Genomic DNA, 22,837 nt, shown 5'->3' with positions numbered 1-22,837 from the left:
AGGCTTCGGTCTCCTTTTTTTTTGCCTTTTGCGTAACTTTTGCGAATAGTATAACATTTCTATAGTTGACAATGCCTCCTGAGATTAGAATGAAATTTCTGATAAGACATTCGTATCGAATGTACCCAATCCTAAGAACATAAAAAATCCCCACGAATGCAGGGACTTTTAACTTTAACTATTGTTATTTAAGATATATGTTTAAACTTCGCTGACAAGTAGTTGATATTGTATCCTTTTTCGGTGAATATTTGCTCAAATCTGGTCTTAATTCCATAGTGACGGATATTTAGTTCAGAATTATATAAATCTTTCGTGTAAGCCAATTCTTCGACGCCAAATGCAAGTAAAACTTCCAAAGTATAATCAAACAAAAGCTCACTATCTGTTTTCAAATGTAATAAACCATCATTTTTGAGGATTTCTTTATATAACTCTAAAAACCTAGGATTCGTTAATCTTCGCTTTATTCCACTTTTTAATGGTTGTGGATCAGGAAAGGTTATCCATATTTCAGTAATCTCATCTTTTTCAAAGAAATCTAATAGCTGATGAATTTTAGTTCTTAGAAATGCTACATTTGAAAGACTATTTTCATTAGCAAATTTAGCACCAACAGCAATTCTATCACCTTTAATATCTACTCCGATAAAATTCTTTTCTGGAAAAATTTGTGCTAAGCCAACAGTGTACTCCCCTTTCCCACAACCAAGCTCCAAAACGATTGGTTGTTTTTTCTCGAACATAATTTCGTTCCACTGACCTTTGATTGTTTCATAAAGTGGTTTTCCTGACTCTAAAACGTTAGAAAGCGCTCTACTTAGCGCAAACCTGTCTGATTTCTTTCTTGACACGGCAAAATTTTGTTATAATAAAACGAATAAAACTATCTGATAAATAAGAATTTACCTCAAAAATAAACAAAAATGAATCGATTGAGAATCAAATGAAATTTCATACCTGTACCTAATTTCAATACATTTAATTCTCAGAACATTCGATTTGACCTATATTTGATGAATTCCTGCTACTACAAAGGTACTTCCTCCAACATATACAAAATCATCTTCGTCGGCTTGTTGAACCACCCAATCAATTGCCTCATTGACATCCTTAATTACTGAGCCTTCGAGTTGGTACTCCTTGGCCAACTTTTGTAAATCGCTTGCTTCAAGGGCTCGTGGTACATCTGCCTGACAGAATACAAATTTAACGGACTTAGGTAAGATTTCTAAAATTGCTCGAATATCCTTATCGTTTACGAATCCTAAGATCATCCATAATTGATGATAATTATACTTCTCAAGTGTCACTAAGTTTTCTGTAATTCCAGCAATATTATGACCAGTATCACAAATCACTTTCGGGGTTTCTCGTAAAGTTTGCCATCTGCCCTTTAGCCCTGTATTTGTAACAACTTTAGCTACCCCCCTTTCCAAGTCCTTTTTATCAATAGCGAAACCTCTCTTATTGAGAATTTCTACAGCGTTAATAATTCCCCGTAGGTTATCAATTTGATACCTACCAATAAGTTGAGATTGAAGATTGATTTTTTCCTTATTTTGAGTGTCTGTGTATTCTACTTTTGCAAAATTAGAATCAACTGAATATTCATTCAATTCGTATCTATCTGAAGCAAAGGATATTATAGATGAAGTAGCCGCTGCTTTATGTTGGAATACAATATCGGCTTCAGGTTGTCTTTGGGAGATTAACACTGGTATTTCTGGCTTAATAATCCCTGCTTTTTCAGTAGCAATTTGCTCAATGGTGTTACCCAATATGTCCGTATGATCAAAGCTGATATTAGTAATCAAGGAAAGCTCTGGTGTGATTACATTCGTGGAGTCCAAACGCCCCCCTAGACCTACTTCAATTACAGCTATATCTACGTTTTGAGAGGAGAAGTACTCAAAAGCCAATCCAACAGTACATTCAAAAAAAGAAGGTCTTAAATCCAATATAAAGGCTTTATTTCGCTCTACATAATCTACTACTTCCTGTTCTGGAATGGGTTGTCCATTGATTTTGATTCGTTCAGTAAATGATTTGAGATGTGGGGAGGTATAAAGCCCTGTTTTGTATCCAGCTTCTTGTAAAATTGATGCTAAAAAATGGGATGAACTCCCTTTACCATTTGTACCCCCTACATGAATACTCTTGAATTTATGCTGAGGATTGCCTAAATGTTCGCAAATCGCTAAGGTGTTTTTTAAGTCTGCTTTGTATGCTTTCTTTCCTTCTCTATGAAAAACAGGTAGTAATTGATAGAGATACTCGATTGTTTCTTGATAATTCATAATACAAAAAAATAAAGTAGTGCGTTACCGCACTACTTTGATGAAATTCTAAATGTTATGGTTCCAACCGAAATTTCAGGTCTTTCTCCTGCGGAGGTCGGACGGAAAGTTAATTTTTGTACGGCTCTTTTATATTTCTGTGTTACAGCTGGACTCAAGCTTGATTCGATTGTTTCGACTACCTGAACAACTCCGTCTGAATCTACCTTTAGTCTAAATTTCACTATTCCTGTTTCATCCGAATCATCATTTACTTCTGGTCGGCTATTCCATGTCCAACCAGCCAAGCTTATGGCAGTTCCTGAGCCATTTCCACCATTTCCTCCGTTACCACTTCCAGGAGGAACGGGGTTATATGTACCGCCTTTTACTGTATTTCCATTAGGCTGCCCCTTGTTTCCAACACCTTTTCCATCACCATCAGAACCCCCACCTGTTCTAGAGTCTGTACCTGAAGTACCATTACCGCCTGTTCTTACTGGAATAGTTGCGCCTTTAATCACTTGCTGCTCAACTGGTTTAGCTGGAGCAGGCTTTGTAACTGGTACATTTGCTTTAGGATTCTCTTTGGCCTTTTCTACCTTTTTGGTTACTTCTGGCACCTTTACTGGACTAGGTCGAGTACTTTTAATGACTTCTGGTTCTGGGCTTGGTTTGGCTTTAACTGGTTTTACTTTTTCAACAATTGAAGTAGGCTCTTTATTAGGTAAGGGCTTAACTTCAGCAGGTTTTGAATCAAATTCGTTTTTTGCCTTATTCCCATGGTTTTTGGTATAAATTGAACCACTACCATCTTTGTCTGTTCCAAAGTTGACTACAAATCCGCCACCACCAATTTTTTCTACTTTTTTATTTTCCTCAGCGTTCCAAACAGTCACATACCAAAGCATGATAAATAAGAGTATGTTAACTGCACTGGTAACAATAAAGGCGAATTGCCGATTTTGTCTTTCTTCTTGTTCTAGATTGTAGGTAGACATTCGTTAAAGCTATTATTTTTTTGAAGATTTAAAGATCCAAGCAGAAGCTCTTAGTTTCGACTTGATAGCAGCTGATTCAGTATATGCTTGATTTTCATTATGATATGTATTTGCAGATACCTTTATCAGCCTTCCTTTTCTTTCTGGTTCAATCACAGTTGCATTTGAAAATCCTTTCGATTGAAGTTCTTTAACAAATTTTTGTGCATTTGTTTCATTACCAAAACTCCCAACAATAACGAAATAATCATCATTATTGGTATAGGTAAGGTTGTTTCCTTGAGAGGTTGTTACTGAATCTTGACGAGGTTTGATTTCTCTAGACAACGTATCAAACTTAGATTTTGTTTCGATTATAGGGGCTGGTACAGGTTTTCTTGTAGTAATGCCCACGAAAGGATTCATTGTACTTAGGCTATTTTGCTCTTCGTAAGAAAGTATCCCAATGCCTAACAATACTGCTGTAGCAACACCTGTCATAAATGGTACTAGTTTTTTGACAGTAGCAGCAGTTCTTTTTGAGGTCTTAGCTACCCTTTCGGCTGCACGATCAGCACCTCTAAATACTGATAATTTAGGTTTAGCCTCAACCTGAGGGAGTTCTATATCTTGGTTTCTTTTAGAAGGATAAATATTAACCGCACTAAGTCCAAAGCTATCAGAACAATAGTTTTGATCAGATAATGGAGTAAATACTAATTTATTCTCTTTATTAAGTTCAAAGAAACCGATATTTTCTAGATATACTTGTTCTGCATTTCTAAGTCTAAACTTAAGCGCATCAACAAATGCTCTTATTTTGATAGTCGATTCTTCAACCGAAACTCCTTCCGACTTAGCAATGAAATGAGATAATAAACCATCGTCATTTTTTAGAAGACTGTTGAATGCCACCCAGCGTTTGGCAGGAGAGATATAATTCAACGAACGGTCTAATTTAGCACTTTGAAAGTTTGTGATAAAGCCGCCAAAATCTGGAACGACCACACAATCGCGCTCGAATAAAAGCTCCTGAATATAGTGTTGAATTGTAGCCATAGAATTGTCAGAAAATAAAAAATCGTGTAATTATCTTAAAATCAATAACCTGAATTATTGAAAAAAATAATTACACGATCTTAAGAAATTGTGTTACAATTTAAAAAGAAAATGACAATCCTGCAAGGAAGTTAGCCCCCTGAACAGGATAATATAGGTATCTTTGGTAATTTTTATTTAAAATATTATTGGCTGAAAGAAACACATCAAATCTTTCACTGATAAAGAAGGTGAATTTGAGATTCAAATCAAATATTGGGTTAAGTGTAACTTGTTGATTTGTCTGTCCATTTAGCCCTTTCAGTCCTGTGAGTACATAAAAATCTGATGTAACTAGCATTTTTTCTCTGATAAGATACTGGTTTGACCATGTAGCCTTGAAAGCAGGACGATGCCATGCTTCTTTTAGGTTGCCAAGGTTACCATATAGGTAATAATCCATTAACAAAGACGAACGAAACAATTGTGGAATTTCATAATTGATTTGTCCTGAAAGACTTGTTACATGAACTTTTGTGGTATCATTAGAATACAAAATTTCAAACTTTGTAGAATCTGAACGAGAATTATTCAATGTATAGAAGTTCTTATAAGTAGCAAAGCTCCCTTTCAACTCCCCAGAAAGTCCGCCATACAAGTTAGCTTTAACACCCGCATATATATCTGAAAGCTTTCGGGTAGGTTTCAAGGTTTGGAAACGACCCAACCATTGATTCTCTTGAAGAATTGTCGTGAGGTTATTAGCCATTACATCACCTTCATATCCTGCATAAAGCTTGATGCCATCCATCAACTGATAATCAGCTTTGAGTACAGGCAATACGTATGTTTCATTTTCGGTGGTTTTTTCCTTGCTGTTGGCAAGCATTACACCCAATGTTACACTAAATAATTCTTCTTTATATTTAAAATTTGGAACTAGCTTGTATAAATTACGATAAGTGGTCAATGAATCCTGAGATTGTGCCAATACCATCTGTCCATCAAAATTGGCCGAAAGTTTATCCGTCAATGGAAATGAAGCTGACATACCTGCATCCCAAAGTAATTCGTTTGCCCCTACTTTTGTAAATAGGTACGATAATTTTGAATGAAAGACGTAATCAATTGGCGATGTTTTGCTTGTGTTTGATACTGTTCCATCAAAATTGAATTTATTCCATGAATTAAAAATTGTTTCTTTATCAAAAGAGTAAACTTGGGGTTGGTACCCATAGTAATAAAAGCCCTTTCTTTTCCATCCCAAAGAGCCCTCCAATTTTACCGAGTTAAATTGCGTGCGACTGTGTACTTTGATTTGGTTATCTGATTCACCAGAATAGTTAGCTCCAACAGGACCTAATCGATAAGCGTTGTGTTTGACATAGATGCCATGATAGTTTTCTTGCCCAACAGCAATGCCTGCGTGCCCTTCGAGATAGGTATGTCCAAAATTTCCGAAACCTGCTCTTATTACATTGTTATATTTGGATAACTGAACAGGAGTCACTGGATTTACAGGCATTTGTGCCTGATTCGAAATTTCGGTGATTCTTCCATTGTTTGGCACTTCGGAAAATAAAAATCTCAAAGGAGGTCTTGGAACAGTATTGGGAGGTGTCACCATTTTTTCGAGTTTTCTCACAGGTGGTGGCACAACAATCTTTTTTTGTTCCTTAGTTACACTTACTTCTGAATTATCTATTTTCCCTTCTTTCTTATTTACTTGAGAAAATCCTTGTGTGGATAGTCCAAGTAGCATAATGCTGGCAAGAGAAAGCTTTAATGATGTATGATGCATAATAAATGAAAGTCTTTGATTAAGAATAAATTTAGATTACTTGTTACTAATAGAGCGTAATTTTACACGCGCTTGCTCAACCGAATTCTCATCTGGTAGTTTATCAATGATTGAATTCAAGGTTGCTTTTGCTTGAAAATAATTTTCCATTCCAATAAAGTCATCAGCTAATAACAAAAAGGCTTTCCCCATCACTGGTAAAGACACCCCTGAGAACTCATTGTTAAACTTATTCATAATCATTTCACTTGACTCTTTATATTTTTTCTGGCTGTAAAGCATTCTTGCTAACATAATTTGGCATTCACCCGCATAATCATCTTTTGCAAGAGCCACCCCTTGATTAAATGAGCTAGTTGCAGAGATATTATCTCCAATTTGCAAGTAGCCTTTTCCCATATAATAATAAGCCTTTGTTTTTTGTGCTACAGTTGCTTCAGGCAATAATACCATTTGTTTTGAGTAATAAATCGTAGAGTCATTTTTCGGTGTATTGAAATATGAATCCATCAAACCCTGAATTGCCGTTTGATTATCTTTACGATCTGATGAAACTCTTAACACCCCACGATAGTTTGTAATCGCTCTTGAATAATTATTATTTTCAAGTTCGATTTGAGCTGCCTTCGTATAAGCTTTTGAAAGTACTTTGTATTTGTTGTCTGCAATCACAATATAGTAATTGCGGAGAGCATCCATTTTATTTTTTTGTTTGAAATACGTTTCTGCAATTAAGAATTTAGCTTCTGGGGTATCAGGCGAATCAGGATAATTACGAACGTATTCTCCTAATGCTACCAACGCTTTGTCATGCGCATCGTCGTAGTACAGCCCTTTCGCTTTTTCAAATTCTTTTTCTCTCAAACTTGTATCATTAGGGTTTGCTTTGGCATACAATGCTTTTATCTCAATATACTCTGGAGAACTTGGATCCATCAACTCATTCAAACCTGCCATAGCCTGTGAGGCATAATTAGAATCATTGATATAATTTCTCAACAAGTACTTATAATCAGAAATAGCACTTTGTGTTCTTCCAATATTTTGGAAAGCCGTTCCTCTACGCATAATTGCATAAGGCACCAAGGCGCTTTGAGGACGCTCCAAGATTAATCTTGAATAATAAGCAATTGCTTTTTCACTACGCTCGGCAGACATTTCATTATCTCCCAAATCTCGTAGTGCAGTTTCCACATATTTAGACTGTGGGAAAATACGAACAACCTCCTCTAGTGTTGTTTTGCCATTAGGGTCATTCAAAATATTTTGAATTGTTCCTTTCTGATATAGGGCGTAATCTTTATTTGTTTTTACCGTTTGATAAGCTTTATCATAAGCTTTGAGCGCCTGAGCATATTGACCCTGAGCTACATAAGAATCTGCTATTCGTAAAAGAGCATCATCCACATTGCCATCTGTACCTCCACGTTGATAATATTCATTAAAATAAGCATTAGCCTCCGCTGGGTTGGTAGACAAATAAATATATCCTAGGCTATAACGGCTTTTTTGTTGATATTCTGGTAAAGTAGGTACATCTTTATCAGTAGCTGCAATCACTTTTTTATACAAATCAATTGCAGCTGCATTTTGATTCAAACCAACCAACGACTCCCCTTTCCAATACATCGCACTGTATTTTAAATCACGAGATTCTGGAGCGCTTAATGATTTATCAAAAAAGGTAACTGCCTCCGCATATCCATCTTCATTATATTTTTTAACAGCTTGGTTAAAAGCTATTCGCTGATAAACAGCGTTAACTCTTGGAGTTCTTCTACGAAGTTTTTCTACAAAATTAAGCGCTGCCAACAAGTTATTAGAAGAAAGATATGCTTCGCAAAGTAATTCGTTTGCTTCATCTTCAAATCTTGAACCTGGGTATTGAGCAATAAAACCCTCAAGTGCTTTTACAGATTCATTAGAGCGACCTAAATCTAAAAGTACTTTACCTACGTTAAAGGTAGCCTCCTCCTGTACAGGCTTATTAAATGATAATTTACTAGCTTGATCAAAAGCACCTAACGCTCCTGTAAGATTACTAACTCTCTGATAACAAATCCCTAGAACAAAAGAAGCATTCTGACCCAAAGTATCTTTGGGCAAGGCAACATTTTTCAGTTGATCAGTAGCAGCTGAAAATTGATTCGTTTTATAAAGACTATATCCATAACGGTACGCCACCACTGGCATCATCCCTTGTGATTTATAGTTTTTATAAACACCATAATAAGTTGCCGCTTTTTCGTAATTCCCTTTATTAAAATATACCTCCGCCGTTAGCAATGCAATGTCATCGAGTTTACGTCCTTTTTCACGTAGTACTCTTTCTGTATAATCGAGCATTTCATTATACTTGCCTTGACGATAATAGGCATTAGCAATCCATCCGGGGATTTCGGCTTTATACTGCGTAGATTTTTCAGCAAGATTAAAATTGCTGATAGCTTCATCATAATTCTTATTTTGAAACTGGATAGCTCCTGCATAATACGCCGAGGGAGGACCATAAGCTTGGTTTGGACTTTCACGAAGACGCGTAAATACCGTTAAAGCTTGTGCATACGACTGCGTTTGGTAATAGGCAATACCCAAATGATAGTGGGATTCTTCATCAGTTTTGGCTGTTTTACTCAAATAGTCTATGGCCTTACCATATTCACCGTTATCAAAGAAGTAATTTCCAATTTCTCTGAAAAGGTTACTTGCTACAGGATGTTCGGGATATTCGCGAACAAATCGGTCGGCAAGGAGTTCAGTATCGGCACGATCTAGGTATAAACTACACATCACGATGAAATACTTCGCCCAAGCCTGATTAGGGTCATTTTTGTCTAAGAAGTTTCGATGTTCAGAGAGATAGAGTTCAAATTCGGCACGAGCCGCTTCAAAGCTTTTGGATTCATAATACTCTTGTCCGTTTCTAAAATGAATATTTGCTTCATTATAGTTGAGCGTACTCTGCGCAAAAATTTCATAACCAGAAATAGTACATGTAGCCGCAACGGATAAAAATACAATCGAAGGTAATTTTTTCATTAGATATGTTTTTTATTGGGTATCTATGTTTTGTTGGGATAATAGATTAGCCAAATTTTACTTGTTTCAAAGGCGAGGCTTTGTTAGTTTCACGTTTTAAAAACGCAAAATTCATACGTTAAATTATGAAAAAAATCTCAATTTTCGCTATCTGTTTACTGTTTAGCGTAATTTCATCAGCTCAAACTAATAAGCTCCAATCCAAGATTGCTTATGCGCTTTCTATGGAAAAACCTCAGTCTCACTACTTTGATGTAGTCATTAAATTGAAGACGCTAGATGCCAAAATGAAACAGCAAGGTTTCGTCGATGTAAAAATGGCAGTCTGGACGCCAGGTTCTTACCTTGTTCGTGAATACGCTAAAAATGTGGAATCAGTAACTGCCTCCTCAGCAAACACACCATTGTCTCTTGACAAAATCAACAAAAATACTTGGCGTATAAAAGTGAATGCCTCCACTCAGGAAGTAACGCTAAAATACAAAGTTTATGCTTATGAACTGTCCGTTCGTACCTCGTTTTTGGATGATTCTCATGGCTATCTTAACCCAGCAAGTGTATTCATGTATGTGAATGAATGGAAAGCACTACCTTCAACTTTAGAAATTACTCCTTACAAAGACTGGTCAACGATTTCGACTGGCATGAAAGAAATTTCTAAAAATACTTTCTTGGCAGATAACCTAGACATTTTGATAGACTCTCCTATCGAGATAGGTAATCAAAAAGTTTTAAACTTTGATTTAGCTGGTGTTCCTCACAAAATTGCCATGTATGGCGAGGCAAAGTATGATGCCGAAAAAGTAACTAACGACATTAAACGTGTTTGCGAAGCTGCCAAGAGCGTGGTGACAGAACACCCTTGTAAAGACTATACTTTTTTGATTCATAACCTTGCTGCTGGAGGTGGTGGTTTAGAACACCTTAATTCTACTACTTGCCAAACTTCACGTGGTGTGTACGAAAATGAAAAATCATACAAAGGTTTTCTAAGTCTTATTGCTCACGAATATTTCCACCTTTGGAATGTAAAGCGTATCCGTCCAAAAGCTTTAGGACCTTTCGACTATGAAAACGAAAACTACACGCACATGTTGTGGTATTCTGAAGGAGGTACAAGTTTTTATGAAAATTATATCCTCCGCCGTGCAGGTATCTTCTCTCCTGAAGAATATATCAAATCGTATATGGACGATGTGAATACCATTGAAAACCAACCGGGTAATGCTATTCAATCAGCAGCTGAGTCTAGCTGGGATGCGTGGATTAAATATTATCGTCCAAACGAAAACTCTCGTAATAGCACGGTATCCTATTATGACAAAGGTGCTGTGTTAGGAGGAATTTTAAACTTAGCCATTTTGTCTTCAACGAAAGGCGAAAAGAACCTAGACGATTTAATGCGTTACCTTTATCAGAATTACTACAAAAAACTAGGTCGTGGCTTTACAGATGAAGAATTCATGAAGGCTACCGATATTGTAGCGGGCAAAGATATGTCGTCTTTTTTCAAGAATTATATCTTCGGTACTGAGTCTATTCCTTATAATGTATACTTAGCCCCAGTTGGTTTGAAAATCGTAGATACGAATGCTGACAATAACAATGCTTTTCTTGGTGCTGATTTAAGAGCTGGAAAAATCTCATCTGTAAGAAGAGACTCTCCTGCCTACAATTATGGACTGAATGTCAACGATGAGATTTTGAGCATCGATGGTTTGAAAGTAGATGATTTAACGAAAGTAATTGCTTCGAAAAAAATCGGAGATGTGATTGAGGTAAAAGTAAAAAGAGATGGATTAGAAAAAACTTACTCGGTAACACTTTCTAAAAATCCAATTAAATCCTACAAGCTAGAGCCAATAGCGGATCAAACAGAACAGCAAAAAGCACTTTACAAAAAATGGATGTTTATCCAATAAATCATTCATAAAAAAAGCCCTGAATACTCAGGGCTTTTTTGTTAGTAGGGATTCAAGGCATTATGCAAATCGCCATACATATCTTCAAAGCGTTTTACCACTTTATCTACAAATTCTTCTGTAATTAATTCTCGCACTTCTGATTCTCCCGAAACTTCCGTTTCTGAAATTTTGAAAGTTTGTTCCAAGTCAGCAGTTTCAAATTTTACAAAATACTTGTTATTCCACTTATATAAGGAAACCTTACATTTTGGATTGGGGATTTCTCCGATAAAGTACATAACTATGCTTCTTCCTCAATAATTGTGACACTGATAATCTGGTCGCCTTGACGGATTTGATCAATTACGTCCAAACCTTCAACAACTTTTCCAAAACATGTATGTCTACGGTCAAGGTGAGCAGTGTTGTTACGACTATGGCAAATAAAGAATTGTGAACCACCTGTATTTGGTCCACGATGAGCCATTGACAAAACACCACGATCATGGTATTGGTTATTTCCAGTCAACTCACAAGGAATTGTGTAACCAGGACCACCTGCACCAGTTCCTGTTGGGTCACCTCCTTGAATTACAAAATCAGGAAGTACACGGTGAAAAGTTACACCGTCATAAAATCCTTTTTTCGATAAATCAACAAAGTTCTTTACGTGAATTGGAGCATCCTCCTCGAAAAACGTTATAACCATTAGACCTTTTTCGGTCAACATTTCAGCTTTTAACATACTATAATCAATTGTTAATGGATGATAAAACAGCAATTGTTTTTTACAAAGTTAAGGCATCTCTTCCATTTCTTTAAACATTTTACTCATTTGTTTCTTCTTATAGGATTTCTGCACATTAGTCGGTCTTTCAAGCAAAATAGCGTAATTTTGAGTAAATGTACATTAATGAATAAATCTCAAATTCAATGAAAGGTAGAAAGCTATTCCCTATCCTCATGGCAGCAGCCATGTTGAGTCTTGGGTCTTGTGGAACTGATAAAAATGAAGAAGCTATCAAGTTTTTCAAGCGAGGTAATTTCAAACTAAAAGAACAAGAATATAACGAGGCAATTCATTGGTATGGTGAAGCCTTGAACAAGAAGCCAGATTTTGCCGATATTTATAATAATAGAGGCCTGGCATATCAAAAAAGTGATAAGCCTGAGAAAGCGCTAGAGGATTTCAATAAGGCCATAGAGGTAGATAGCAAATTCTGGGAGGCTTACTATAATCGCGCCGAACTGTTATTTAACCTAGGTAATTTTCAGGAAGCGATGCAAGACCTTAACAAGATTGGAAAGGTTTATAAAGATTCTAGCTTTTACTACGTTACTCTTGGCAATATAAAAACTCAGACACAAGATTATTCGGGAGCTACAGCAGCTTATGAACGAGCACTCGTACTTGATCCCAATAATGCTGAGGCCTATACCAATCATGGGTATTTGTACTTTGAACAAAACAATTATCCTTTAGCAAAAAAGGATTTCGAAAAGGCCTTAAGTATTAACCCTAAACAACACTTTGCGCTAAACAACCTAGCTTTTATTTTGAGCGAAGAAGGAAAATATAAAGAGGCTTTACCTTTGGTAGAAAAGGCGATATTTCTCAAACCTGCTCAAGCTTACTACCTCAATAACAAAGGATATATATTGCTCCAATTAGGGAAGTTGGATGAAGCAAAGGAAACTATCGAACACTCCTTAAGAATAGAATCCGAAAATGCGTTCGCTATTCGTAACTTAGGTTTATATTTCCAGAAAAAAGGAGATACACAAAAAGCCAAAGAGTATTTTGATAAGGCTAAAAAACTTAACCCTAATATTTCGATTCAATAACCAAAAAATCCCTAGCGACAAAAATGTTGCTAGGGATTTTTTGGTTTGATAGAATTTTGGAGAAGGCTTCAGCAATAGGTCATTTTCTTACTTTGCTCACTAATTTGTTTTCTCAAGTCTATTTCACAAGCAAATTAGAGTAATATTAGAATAGTACAATAATAAAAAGTATTATCTCGGATTTTTCTTTAATAAGCATTAAAATAATACAAATTTAAGTTTTCATAAAAATTAAATACTCTCCGATATTCAGCATTATATTACTGAAAAAATGGTCTTTTTAGCTTTTTTACCCCTAAATAAAAGCCCTGAGAATCGCATATTTGAGCTTGTTCTAGGTATAATTACAGCTCGTTCGATTCTCAGGGCTTATGTATTTTAGGCTTTAGCAGGTTTTAAACTATAAAATTAGTTTTAAATTTCTTAAAGAAAGCCGTATTCTCTACTGAGTTAGTATGGATTTCAAAAAGTCGGGCACGAATAGACTTTTGTGGAATTGTAGTCAGGATATTTTCTAACTGCTCAAAATTCGTAGCTGATAAATATTCCATGTTAGATTCCTCGGCAGTTAGCTTGGCAGTCATTTTTTGAGCAGTTTCAAAAAATGGTTCAAGCTCTGGTTGCTGACTTGGTCCATCAATCATACGAAAAATTCCTCCCCCACTATTGTTCTCTAAAATAATAGTGAGATTCGATGGCAAGAAATTATTCCAAAGCGCATTACGGTCATAGAAAAAAGCTACATCTCCAACCAAAAGATATACTTGCGCTTCTGTAGCCAAAGCCGCACCAACAGCAGTACTTACACAGCCATCGATTCCACTTGTTCCTCTATTAGCAAAAACTTCTACTTCATTAATATTTGGTAAGTGAAGGTAGTTGGCATATCGTACTGCCATCGAATTGGCTAGATGTAACTGTGAACCCGCAGGAATATTTTCAATAACTTTATAATACGTCGAGCACTCATTCCAAACATCGTTGCTACTCAAAACCTGATGAATATATCTTGAAGATTTTCTTTCAAGATTAAACCATTGTTCTTGGTATTCAAAAGACTTTTCCTCATCACCCATTTTATAAGCTCTCATATCCAAGCTTTCAAATAATTCTTTGAAGAAGTCTTCAGGAGCTATCGAAACAATATCTGTAAGGCTTTGATAAGTATCAATCAAATGCGTTGTGCTTTGCACATGCCAGTGGGCTTCAGGTTTGTATTTTCTGATATACTGCTTCAACGATTTTGAAATCACAGATTTACCATAAGTTATCAAAAGTTCTGGAGCATAGCTATCGTCTAACTGACCTAGATACAAATCATGATTTGCTATGAACTCGCCTTTTGTATTTGCAATCAAATCTCCAACCACTACAAATCCAAACTCTTCTTGTAATCCTTTTAACGCTTGATTAACTTCAGGGTTAGTCGCATCCTGTCCAGCAATAACCATTACCTTCGAATAATCTTCAATTTGGGCAAGTAACTCTTCCCAAGTCTCCTGACTCAAACTAGCTTTTGACGAATGCTGACGAATATTTCTTGGACATTCAAATATAACTTGCTCTTCAGCTGAAGGATAAAATGGCTCACGTAAAGGAATGTTGACATGAACTGGACCCTTGGGAAAAGTATTAGCTGTGTTGATAGCCTCATTCATCACTCGTTCGATATGCCAGCGAGCATCAGGATGCGAATAATCTGCGCCTACCTGATACGAAGCCTTTACATGTTTTCCATAAATATTTTCCTGATAAATCGTCTGACCATCATGCTGATGTATCCATTCGGTTGGTCGGTCAGCTGTAAGGACAATTAAAGGTATTTCTTGGAAAAAGGCTTCAGCCACAGCAGGTGCATAATTATAGGCCGCCGACCCAGAGGTACAACAAATGGCAACAGGCTTATTTTTTACTTGTGCCATTCCCATGGCGATAAATGCAGCCGATCGCTCGTCCGATACTGATAAGGCCTTTATCTTTGGATGTCTTGCCAAAGCAATCGTTAAGGGTGCATTGCGGGAACCTGGAGAAATTATTGCATCAGTCACATCTTTAGTAACCAGTATTTCCGCTATATTAATAATGGGTTGTAATATTGCCATATAAGGTTTTGGTTCTCTTGTTTTATTTTTTCTATTTTGATGCTTTACTTATTAGAATTATTAGTCCATACTAGCTTTCCATCAAAATCTATTTTATATTTTGTTTGTCCGAAATCTATTAGCAAAACTCCGTCAGGAACAATCGATATTTCGTTTTCATTTGTTAGCGATACAAAAATATCTTTTCCACTAAATTTCCATTTTATTTTCCCTTCTGTATCTATTCTTGTTATATCTATTTCTCCATGAATGAGAAAATCATCCTCACACTTAAAAATTTGGAAACACGTTATGTCATCCAATTTCTGGTTCCATAATAATTTTAAACTTGGCAGAGATAAGCAAAACACAGAGTCTCCGCAACAGATTAATATTTTATTTTCTGTTATTAGACAAGAATGTTGAGAGAGTATTATTCCACCTCCTTCTCCCATAATAATACAACTATCAACGAGCTGTTTATGTTGACAAATTTTAATTCCGATTTTTCGAGAAGATAATTGACTTCCATTACTGCTACAATATAGTTATGTATAAAATAATACATTATCTTACTCAGGCTCATAACTTGTGATAGAAAGTTCAGGAAAAAATATGGCGTCAGCTTTATGCGAAATAGCATGACGGATTAGTTGTTAGTGTTTTTCTATATTTGAAGGTATATCACCCTTAATTGGTCGTATCTGTACTACTGCTATTTTCATATTATTTTCCCCCTTACCTAACATCTTTTAATAATGACGATTCACTTACAGTACTTTTTCTTTACCATTCACTACAAACAAAAAGAGCCTCATAAATGAGGCTCTGAAAAGGCATTGTAAGCATATTAGCCCAAATAAGTTTTGAGCGCTTTGCTTCTCGATGTATGTCTTAATCTACGAATTGCTTTCTCTTTGATTTGACGTACACGTTCGCGAGTCAAGTTAAACTTCTCACCGATTTCTTCTAAAGTCATCGCGTGCTCACCATTTAATCCGAAGTAAAGCGTTACTACGTCAGCCTCACGCTGAGTCAATGTTGATAATGCACGTTGTACTTCACGACGAAGTGAGTCGTTAATCAAGCCGCTATCTGGTTTGTCTTCACCGTCATTTTCCAAAACATCCAACAAAGAGTTTTCTTCTCCTTGAACGAATGGTGCGTCCATAGACACATGGCGACCAGAGATTTTCAAAGTGTCTACCACTTCTCCAGTTGTGATTTCGAGTACTTCAGCTAGTTCTTCTGGTGTTGGCTCACGTTCAAACTTTTGCTCCAACTCAGAGAAAGTCTTTGAAATTTTGTTCAAAGAGCCCACACGGTTGAGTGGCAAACGCACGATACGTGACTGCTCTGCCAAAGCTTGAAGAATTGACTGACGAATCCACCATACCGCATACGAAATAAACTTAAATCCACGAGTCTCATCAAATCTTTGAGCTGCTTTAATCAAACCAAGGTTACCTTCATTGATAAGGTCACCTAAGCTTAAGCCTTGGTTTTGATATTGCTTAGCAACAGACACCACAAAACGAAGGTTCGCTTTGGTCAATCTTTCTAACGAAAGTTGATCTCCTTCACGAATCTTCTGAGCTAAAATAACCTCCTCCTCTGGCGTTAGCAAATCTACCTTGCCAATTTCTTGCAAATACTTATCGAGTGATTGTGATTCTCGGTTGGTAATCTGCTTACTAATTTTTAGCTGTCTCATATTAGTTACTACCTCTTAAAGTTCTTAGTAGGTTAACAATTAGGAATAAAGAGTTTTTTGAGGAGAAAATACTGTAATAATTAGTTACAATACTTTTTTGCTCAAATAGCACTTCCTGAAAACTATATACCAAACAGTTATATAAGTGAAGAATATAACTGTTTGGTAGGAAACAAATTTAACAATATAGTTTAATTCGTTATTAAAATAACGTAAATAACCTTAAGTTTGTTCTATTTCTTCTCAGGCTTTGGCAACAAAACTTTTCTTGACAAACGGTATTTACCAGTTTTCTTATCCACCTCAATCAACTTCACTTTTACTTGTTCTCCGATTTCTAGTACTCCGTCCATTGCTTCAAGACGTTCCCATTTGATTTCAGAGATATGTAAAAGACCGTCTTTGCCAGGTAAGAATTCAACGAATGCTCCAAATGGCATAATTGACTTAACAACACCATCATAGATTTCGCCTTCTTCAGGAATTGTTACAATTCCTTTTACCATTTTAACAGCAATTTCCATCGCAGCTTTATTAGCCGAGAAGATAGATACGTAACCGCCATCCTCTTTCTCTTCAATAGTAACTGTTGCACCAGATTGTTTTTGAATGTCCTGTACAACTTTACCACCTGGTCCGATTACTGAACCAATTTGCTCTTTCAAGATTCTGATTACAGTAGCTCTTGGAGTTTGTGGTTTGTAGTCGCTACGTGGCTCAGCAATAGTCTCTTGCATTTTACCTAAAATATGCAAACGACCTTGTTTTGCTTGTTCCAAAGCTTCTGTCAATACTTCGTATGACAAACCGTCAACTTTAATATCCATCTGACAAGCAGTAATACCTGCCGATGTACCAGTCACTTTAAAGTCCATATCGCCAAGGTGATCTTCGTCACCTAAGATATCTGAAAGTACTGCATACTTTCCAGTTTTAGGATCAGAGATAAGTCCCATTGCAATACCTGATACAGGTGCTTTGATAGGTACACCTGCATCCATTAACGCAAGCGTTCCTGCACAAACAGTAGCCATTGATGATGAACCATTTGATTCTAAAATATCAGAAACGATACGTACTGTATATGGATTTTTAGCATCAGGAGGCAACACTTTTTTCAAGGCACGCATTGCCAAGTTTCCATGACCAACCTCACGACGACCAGGAGCACGGTTTGGTTTTACCTCACCTGTAGAGTATCCTGGGAAGTTATAGTGTAACAAGAAACGATTGTAGCCAGACACCATTGCTTGGTCTACAATTTGCTCATCTAATTTTGTTCCAAGAGTAACCGTAGTTAACGATTGTGTTTCTCCTCTTGTAAAAACAGCTGAACCATGTGGTGTTGGCAAATAATCAACCTCACAAGTAATAGTACGAATTTCGTCAAGTTTACGACCGTCCAAACGATAACGTTCGATTAATACCAATTGACGAGCAGCTTCTTTTTCGATGTCATGGAAATACCATTTCGCCAAGCTTTTATTAACCGTAGAATCTTCTGGCAATGAAGCAAAATACTCATCTTCAATAGCTTTGAAAGACTCACGACGAGCTTTTTTACTTGGATTTGCTAATTTAGCAACCTCATAATAGCGATCGAAATAAGTATCCCACAAGTATGTTCTTAACTCTTCATCGTGATTTTCATGTTTGTACTCACGTTTTTGAGTTTTTCCAACTTCAGCTTCAAGTTCTTTTAAAGCAGCGCATTGGTATTGAATAGCTGTATGAGCTAAACGAAGTGCTTCTAACATTTCTTGTTCAGAAACTTCGTTAGCTTCACCCTCAACCATCAAAATATCGTTGGCATTTGCTGCTACAATAAGTTCTAATTCTGCATCTTTCAGAATCGATGTTTCTGGGTTAACGATATATTCACCGTTAATTTTAGCAACACGAACTTCAGAGATAGGACCGTTGAAAGGAATATCTGAAACTGCCAAAGCAGCAGCTGCAGCAAGACCTACATAAGCATCTGGTAAAACTTCAGCATCAGCAGAAATCAAGTTAATCATTACTTGTGTATCTGCATGAAAATCAGAAGGGAAAGTAGGGCGCAAAGCTCTATCTACCAATCTACTTACCAATACTTCATAATCTGATAACTTAGATTCTCTTCTCAAGAAACCTCCAGGAATTTTACCTGCTGAAGCAAATTTTTCTTGGTAATCTACAGAAAGAGGCAAGAAGTCAACACCGTCTTTTGGTGTTTGGTTAGCAACAACCGTTGCTAAAAGCATCATATTTCCGCTTCTCACTACAACAGCCCCATCGGCTTGTTTCGCGAGTTTGCCTGTTTCGATGGTAATTTCCTTACCATCAGGCATTGTGATTTTTTTCGTAATTACGTTAAACGCCATAAATTGTTTGCTTATTACCTTTTACGCTACTTGATATCAACGAAATGTAAAAGGATTTTGTTGGATTTGCAGTCATTAATAGTGAATCGTCAATTGCCAATAGTGTAGTTTGATGATGAATGGCTGCTTCACGATTAACATAACTATCAACTATTAACGAAGACCCAAATGGAAGAGGGGAAGACGATCTCCGTCTATGCAATCAGGGAATCCTATCAGATAGAATTCCCTGTTTGCTGAAAGTAAATTACTTTCTAATGCCAAGCTGAGCAATGATAGCTCTGTAACGTGTGATATCTTTTTTGATAAGATAGTCAAGTAAGCTTCTACGCTTTCCTACCAATTTCAAAAGACCTAAACGAGTAGAGTGATCTTTTTTATTGATTTTTAAGTGTTCTGTCAAATGATTGATTCTGAAAGTAAACAATGCAATTTGTGACTCAGCAGAACCAGTATCGATTTTAGACTTCGAGTGACCTTTAGATTCAAAGATCTCTTGCTTTTTTTCTGAAGTTAAATACATCTTCAACCAGTTTAAATTAATGAATTTTTGTAAACGTGCAAAAATAGGAATTTTCTTAGTTATTTGCAAATTTCATCCCGATTTTAGAAAATATTTTTCTTAATGTGGCTTGTGAACCAATTTTATCCTTCAATCTTGCCATTGCCATTACATAAACGTCAGATTCAAACAAACGTGAGTCGTGTCGAGCTTTATTAAAGAAATACATTCCGATAGAGAACAAAATCAAATTTGAAGTCCAAGCTCCTACTTGTACCATCACCTTTCCTTCTTCTGAAAGTTTCTTACCTTGCTGAGTCATCACATAAGAAAGAATAAAGAAAAATATCGCTACAACAACGGGCATACCAAATCCTCCTTTTTTGATAATCGCTCCTAGTGGCGCACCTATCAAGAACATAACAAAGATAGCTACTGAATCCGTGAATTTCTGATGCCAAAACCAATTGGTTTTGCGTAAATCTTCATTTTTAGCTGTCAGTGTAAATACATTACTTTCAGCAAATGAAATCATATTCTTAGCTTGTGAAACAGCAAAATCTAAATGTTCATAAGGATTAGGCTTAATTTTTTTCTTAATTATTTTCCCTACCCAATCTCCTTGATTTTTCATAATCGCTTTTTGCTCAGGAGTAATAGTAGCTGGTAAAGTTTTCAAACTGTATATATAATAGGACTTAGCAGCTTCAAAAAAGTTTTTACGGTAATCAGTGGTCAGTCTCGACAAAGAATCCGCATCCTTTCCTAATTGAAGCACATTTCTCATAATTTGATGGTGCTTAAATTGGTCTTCTTCGGTTTTGTGCATATCAAAGGCTGACATACTCATCACTACTTTACTTTTAGAGAATGAATGCGATACAAAATCTGTTGCATCTGCACCAGACGACCTGTCAGCATCATCCACATAATCATGACCATTATATAACTCAAACACGAGATACTGCTTATCCATAATCGTGTACATCAAAGCCGAATCAGCGATGGTGACATGCTTATTTCCATCATTTTTTGAGTGATCATAAATAATGACGCCCTTCAAAGATTTACCATTAGGAAACTTCTTATTCACTTTAATACTATAACCTGGTAATTCATTATAAAAAATTCCTTCTTTGATATTGAGCGTAGTCTTGGTCGTCTTAATGTCGTATAACAAACGATATCCTTTAAGATTAGCCCATGGCCAAAGCACATTATTAAACCAGAACGAAAAACCAGCCACCAACACCGCGACAGCGAACATCGGTCGCAAGGCTCTACTAATCGAAATACCAGCACTCTTGATAGCTGTTAGTTCAAAAAACTCTCCAAGCTTTCCAAAAGTCATTAACATAGAAATCAACATGGCCAGAGGCAATGCTATCGGAATGGTAATAAGACTAAAGTAGAAAAATAATTCAAAATATAACTCCACACCTAGGTCTTTCCCGAATAAATCGGCAAAATAGACCACAATTAGGCGCATTAAAAATATAAATATTACAACAGTAAGGGTTAGTAAAAATGGTCCCCAAAAAGCCTTGAGGATAAGCTTATCTAGTTTTTTCATACATCCACAATAATTTGCAACGCAAAGTTACCATTTCTTAAGCAATATTTTAACCAATTAAGTAGTCATACAAAATTATCGCAAGATGAATAGGTAACAGACCTTGTTTACTTACTTTATTTCTTTTCAGTCAAATTAACGAAATCCTTTTCGAAGAATTTTAATCTTAAAATAAGTTTTAAGAAACTTTAAGAAACACATCATCGCTAATGAAGTGACAATGAAGAGGTTTGTTCATTAAATAGGATATTTCTCATATTTTTCTGTTTTGGGCATACATACAAAAAGGGTATCTAGAAAAATGCTTTAGATACCCTTTTAATTATACGTAATACAGAAAGATTATTTTATTAAAAGTTCCATCTACCAAATAATCCTCTTTGATAATCAGAATAGGCTTGATAAATCTCTTCTTCTGTATTCATTACAAAGGGACCTTGTGAAACAACTGGTTCATCCAATGGCTTGCAATGCCCTAAAAGGACGTAAGAATCTTCAATGGCATCAAATGACAACTTACCTTCCTGATAATCAAACTCTACTAAATTTCTTTTCTCAATTGAACGGTCGTTCAATCTAATATTACCTCTTACAATATAGAAAAATATGGTATCCTCGGCAGGTATATCCATACTCCATGAGTAGCCCGCAGCACAGCTTACCGTAGTAAAGGTTACTCCAGTCACTGATTCAAATGGTCCTTGAGTTCCTTCAACGCTACCAGACAATACTTGGACAACAACACCTTCTTTCGAAATAGTAGGAATATCTTCTTTGTCCAATCCTTTGTACTGAGGCTCCATCATTTTATGGGAAGCAGGCAGATTTATCCATAATTGAAGTATTTCAAGAGCCCCTCCTTCTTTCATAAACTCCTCTGAAGACGTCTCTGCATGAATTAGTCCCTTTCCAGCAGTCATCCATTGAACCCCTCCCGCTTTCATCACACTAGAATGTCCAGTGCTATCTTGGTGTTTGATATCACCATCCAAAATAAAAGTCACCGTTTCCATTCCTCTGTGTGGATGAGGACCAAATGGTAAACCTTGGTTATTTTTTGGATAGACTTGATACCCGTGATGATTCAAGAAAAGAAATGGATCAAGATAATCTAAAGTTCGTGTTGGAATCACCCCATAAGTTACCAAATCACGAATGGGTGCATAATGAGGCTGATGAATTTGTTTAATATTTCTCATATCTTTGAAGTGCGAAACGCATGTTATATTTTCTTAACTAGAAAAAATGCCATTCAGTTTCATTGTAAATAGGTAAAACACCTTGAATAACTCATTATGAAAACTTCGTTCTCTCAAACAGCAACGTATCGATGTATGCTGTATCCATTCATTAGTATAATATTATTCATTTATGAAGCCTATTTGGCACTTTATGCCCATGATGCATTCTTTCGGCCTTTTTTTGGGGACTTTATTGCGGTGATATTTGCCTACACATTTTTGAAAAGCTTCTTTTATCGCACAAAGCAATATGATACCAAACTGGCAACAGGAGCATTAGGAGTTGCCTATTTTTTAGAATTTTTACAAAAAATACATTTTCTAGAAACGTCAGGACTGGCAAAATACAAAATTATGCCAATGTTGATTGGAAGTGCCTTTTCGTGGCTAGATATCATAGCCTACACGCTAGGCTATTTGAGCATTATGGTCTTTCTAAAAACAAATCAATCGCGTTAAAATTAAAATGCTAGTTGG

Annotated in this window: 18 protein-coding genes; 3 read left to right on the top strand and 15 right to left on the bottom strand. The window is 36.2% G+C overall.

Annotated features, from left to right (window positions below):
• Nucleotides 1-188: 188 nt before the first annotated feature.
• The 6 genes from trmB to QM491_RS09795 all read right to left on the bottom strand — a co-directional run bounded on the left by trmB (nucleotide 189) and on the right by QM491_RS09795 (nucleotide 9,137).
• Nucleotides 189-854: a tRNA (guanosine(46)-N7)-methyltransferase TrmB gene (gene trmB, locus QM491_RS09820; protein ID WP_283327320.1), complete on the bottom strand. Its 666-nt coding sequence runs from the start codon at nucleotides 852-854 to the stop codon at nucleotides 189-191.
• A gap of 153 nt (nucleotides 855-1,007) precedes the next feature.
• Complete coding sequence (locus tag QM491_RS09815; RefSeq protein ID WP_283327319.1) at nucleotides 1,008-2,300, bottom strand: bifunctional folylpolyglutamate synthase/dihydrofolate synthase; 1,293 nt, start codon at nucleotides 2,298-2,300, stop codon at nucleotides 1,008-1,010.
• A gap of 32 nt (nucleotides 2,301-2,332) precedes the next feature.
• Nucleotides 2,333-3,280, bottom strand: coding sequence for a hypothetical protein (locus tag QM491_RS09810; protein WP_283327318.1), 948 nt, complete (start codon nucleotides 3,278-3,280; stop codon nucleotides 2,333-2,335).
• Between the two features lie 12 nt (nucleotides 3,281-3,292).
• A complete protein-coding gene (locus tag QM491_RS09805) occupies nucleotides 3,293-4,318 on the bottom strand; it encodes an HU domain-containing protein (RefSeq protein ID WP_283327317.1) in 1,026 nt (341 codons plus the stop codon).
• A 100-nt stretch (nucleotides 4,319-4,418) separates the two neighbouring features.
• Entirely contained in the window at nucleotides 4,419-6,098 is a 1,680-nt protein-coding gene (locus tag QM491_RS09800) for a TonB-dependent receptor (RefSeq protein ID WP_283327316.1), read from the bottom strand.
• Nucleotides 6,099-6,134: 36 nt separating this feature from the next.
• On the bottom strand, nucleotides 6,135-9,137 hold the full coding sequence (locus QM491_RS09795) for a tetratricopeptide repeat protein (RefSeq protein ID WP_283327315.1): 3,003 nt from the start codon (nucleotides 9,135-9,137) through the stop codon (nucleotides 6,135-6,137).
• Nucleotides 9,138-9,262: 125 nt separating this feature from the next.
• On the opposite strand from QM491_RS09795, the gene QM491_RS09790 reads away from it, so the two are divergent.
• Complete coding sequence (locus QM491_RS09790) at nucleotides 9,263-11,059, top strand: M61 family metallopeptidase (RefSeq protein WP_283327314.1); 1,797 nt, start codon at nucleotides 9,263-9,265, stop codon at nucleotides 11,057-11,059.
• A 41-nt stretch (nucleotides 11,060-11,100) separates the two neighbouring features.
• Here QM491_RS09790 and QM491_RS09785 read toward each other — a convergent pair whose 3' ends face one another.
• Together QM491_RS09785 and QM491_RS09780 are read right to left on the bottom strand one after the other, a co-directional pair.
• Nucleotides 11,101-11,340: a hypothetical protein gene (locus QM491_RS09785; RefSeq protein ID WP_283327313.1), complete on the bottom strand. Its 240-nt coding sequence runs from the start codon at nucleotides 11,338-11,340 to the stop codon at nucleotides 11,101-11,103.
• A gap of 2 nt (nucleotides 11,341-11,342) precedes the next feature.
• On the bottom strand, nucleotides 11,343-11,786 hold the full coding sequence (locus tag QM491_RS09780; protein ID WP_283327312.1) for a peptidylprolyl isomerase: 444 nt from the start codon (nucleotides 11,784-11,786) through the stop codon (nucleotides 11,343-11,345).
• Between the two features lie 188 nt (nucleotides 11,787-11,974).
• On the opposite strand from QM491_RS09780, the gene QM491_RS09775 reads away from it, so the two are divergent.
• Nucleotides 11,975-12,886, top strand: coding sequence for a tetratricopeptide repeat protein (locus tag QM491_RS09775; RefSeq protein WP_283327311.1), 912 nt, complete (start codon nucleotides 11,975-11,977; stop codon nucleotides 12,884-12,886).
• Nucleotides 12,887-13,281: 395 nt separating this feature from the next.
• On the opposite strand, the gene menD is transcribed toward QM491_RS09775, so the two are convergent.
• The 7 genes from menD to QM491_RS09740 form a co-directional block, all read right to left on the bottom strand.
• Nucleotides 13,282-14,988 (bottom strand): 2-succinyl-5-enolpyruvyl-6-hydroxy-3-cyclohexene-1-carboxylic-acid synthase, encoded by a 1,707-nt coding sequence (menD, locus tag QM491_RS09770; protein ID WP_283327310.1) that lies wholly within the window; start codon nucleotides 14,986-14,988, stop codon nucleotides 13,282-13,284.
• Between the two features lie 44 nt (nucleotides 14,989-15,032).
• Nucleotides 15,033-15,422, bottom strand: coding sequence for a hypothetical protein (locus QM491_RS09765; protein WP_283327309.1), 390 nt, complete (start codon nucleotides 15,420-15,422; stop codon nucleotides 15,033-15,035).
• 395 nt (nucleotides 15,423-15,817) lie between these two features.
• Nucleotides 15,818-16,681: a sigma-70 family RNA polymerase sigma factor gene (locus QM491_RS09760; RefSeq protein WP_026995355.1), complete on the bottom strand. Its 864-nt coding sequence runs from the start codon at nucleotides 16,679-16,681 to the stop codon at nucleotides 15,818-15,820.
• A 233-nt stretch (nucleotides 16,682-16,914) separates the two neighbouring features.
• Nucleotides 16,915-19,044: a polyribonucleotide nucleotidyltransferase gene (gene pnp / locus QM491_RS09755; protein WP_283327308.1), complete on the bottom strand. Its 2,130-nt coding sequence runs from the start codon at nucleotides 19,042-19,044 to the stop codon at nucleotides 16,915-16,917.
• Between the two features lie 247 nt (nucleotides 19,045-19,291).
• The gene (rpsO, locus tag QM491_RS09750) at nucleotides 19,292-19,567 is read right to left on the bottom strand and encodes a 30S ribosomal protein S15 (protein ID WP_095165896.1); all 276 of its coding nucleotides are present in this window, start codon (nucleotides 19,565-19,567) and stop codon (nucleotides 19,292-19,294) included.
• Between the two features lie 55 nt (nucleotides 19,568-19,622).
• Nucleotides 19,623-21,119, bottom strand: a complete 1,497-nt coding sequence (locus QM491_RS09745; protein WP_283327307.1) for an LptF/LptG family permease — start codon at nucleotides 21,117-21,119, stop codon at nucleotides 19,623-19,625.
• A gap of 350 nt (nucleotides 21,120-21,469) precedes the next feature.
• A complete protein-coding gene (locus tag QM491_RS09740) occupies nucleotides 21,470-22,318 on the bottom strand; it encodes a pirin family protein (RefSeq protein ID WP_283327306.1) in 849 nt (282 codons plus the stop codon).
• Nucleotides 22,319-22,414: 96 nt separating this feature from the next.
• On the opposite strand from QM491_RS09740, the gene QM491_RS09735 reads away from it, so the two are divergent.
• Nucleotides 22,415-22,819, top strand: a complete 405-nt coding sequence (locus tag QM491_RS09735) for a ribosomal maturation YjgA family protein (protein WP_283327305.1) — start codon at nucleotides 22,415-22,417, stop codon at nucleotides 22,817-22,819.
• The last annotated feature ends 18 nt before the right edge of the window (nucleotides 22,820-22,837 follow it).

The organism is Flectobacillus longus, assembly GCF_030056705.1.
GTDB classification, from domain to species: domain Bacteria; phylum Bacteroidota; class Bacteroidia; order Cytophagales; family Spirosomataceae; genus Flectobacillus; species Flectobacillus longus.
This window is presented reverse-complemented; position numbering and strand designations above follow the sequence as displayed.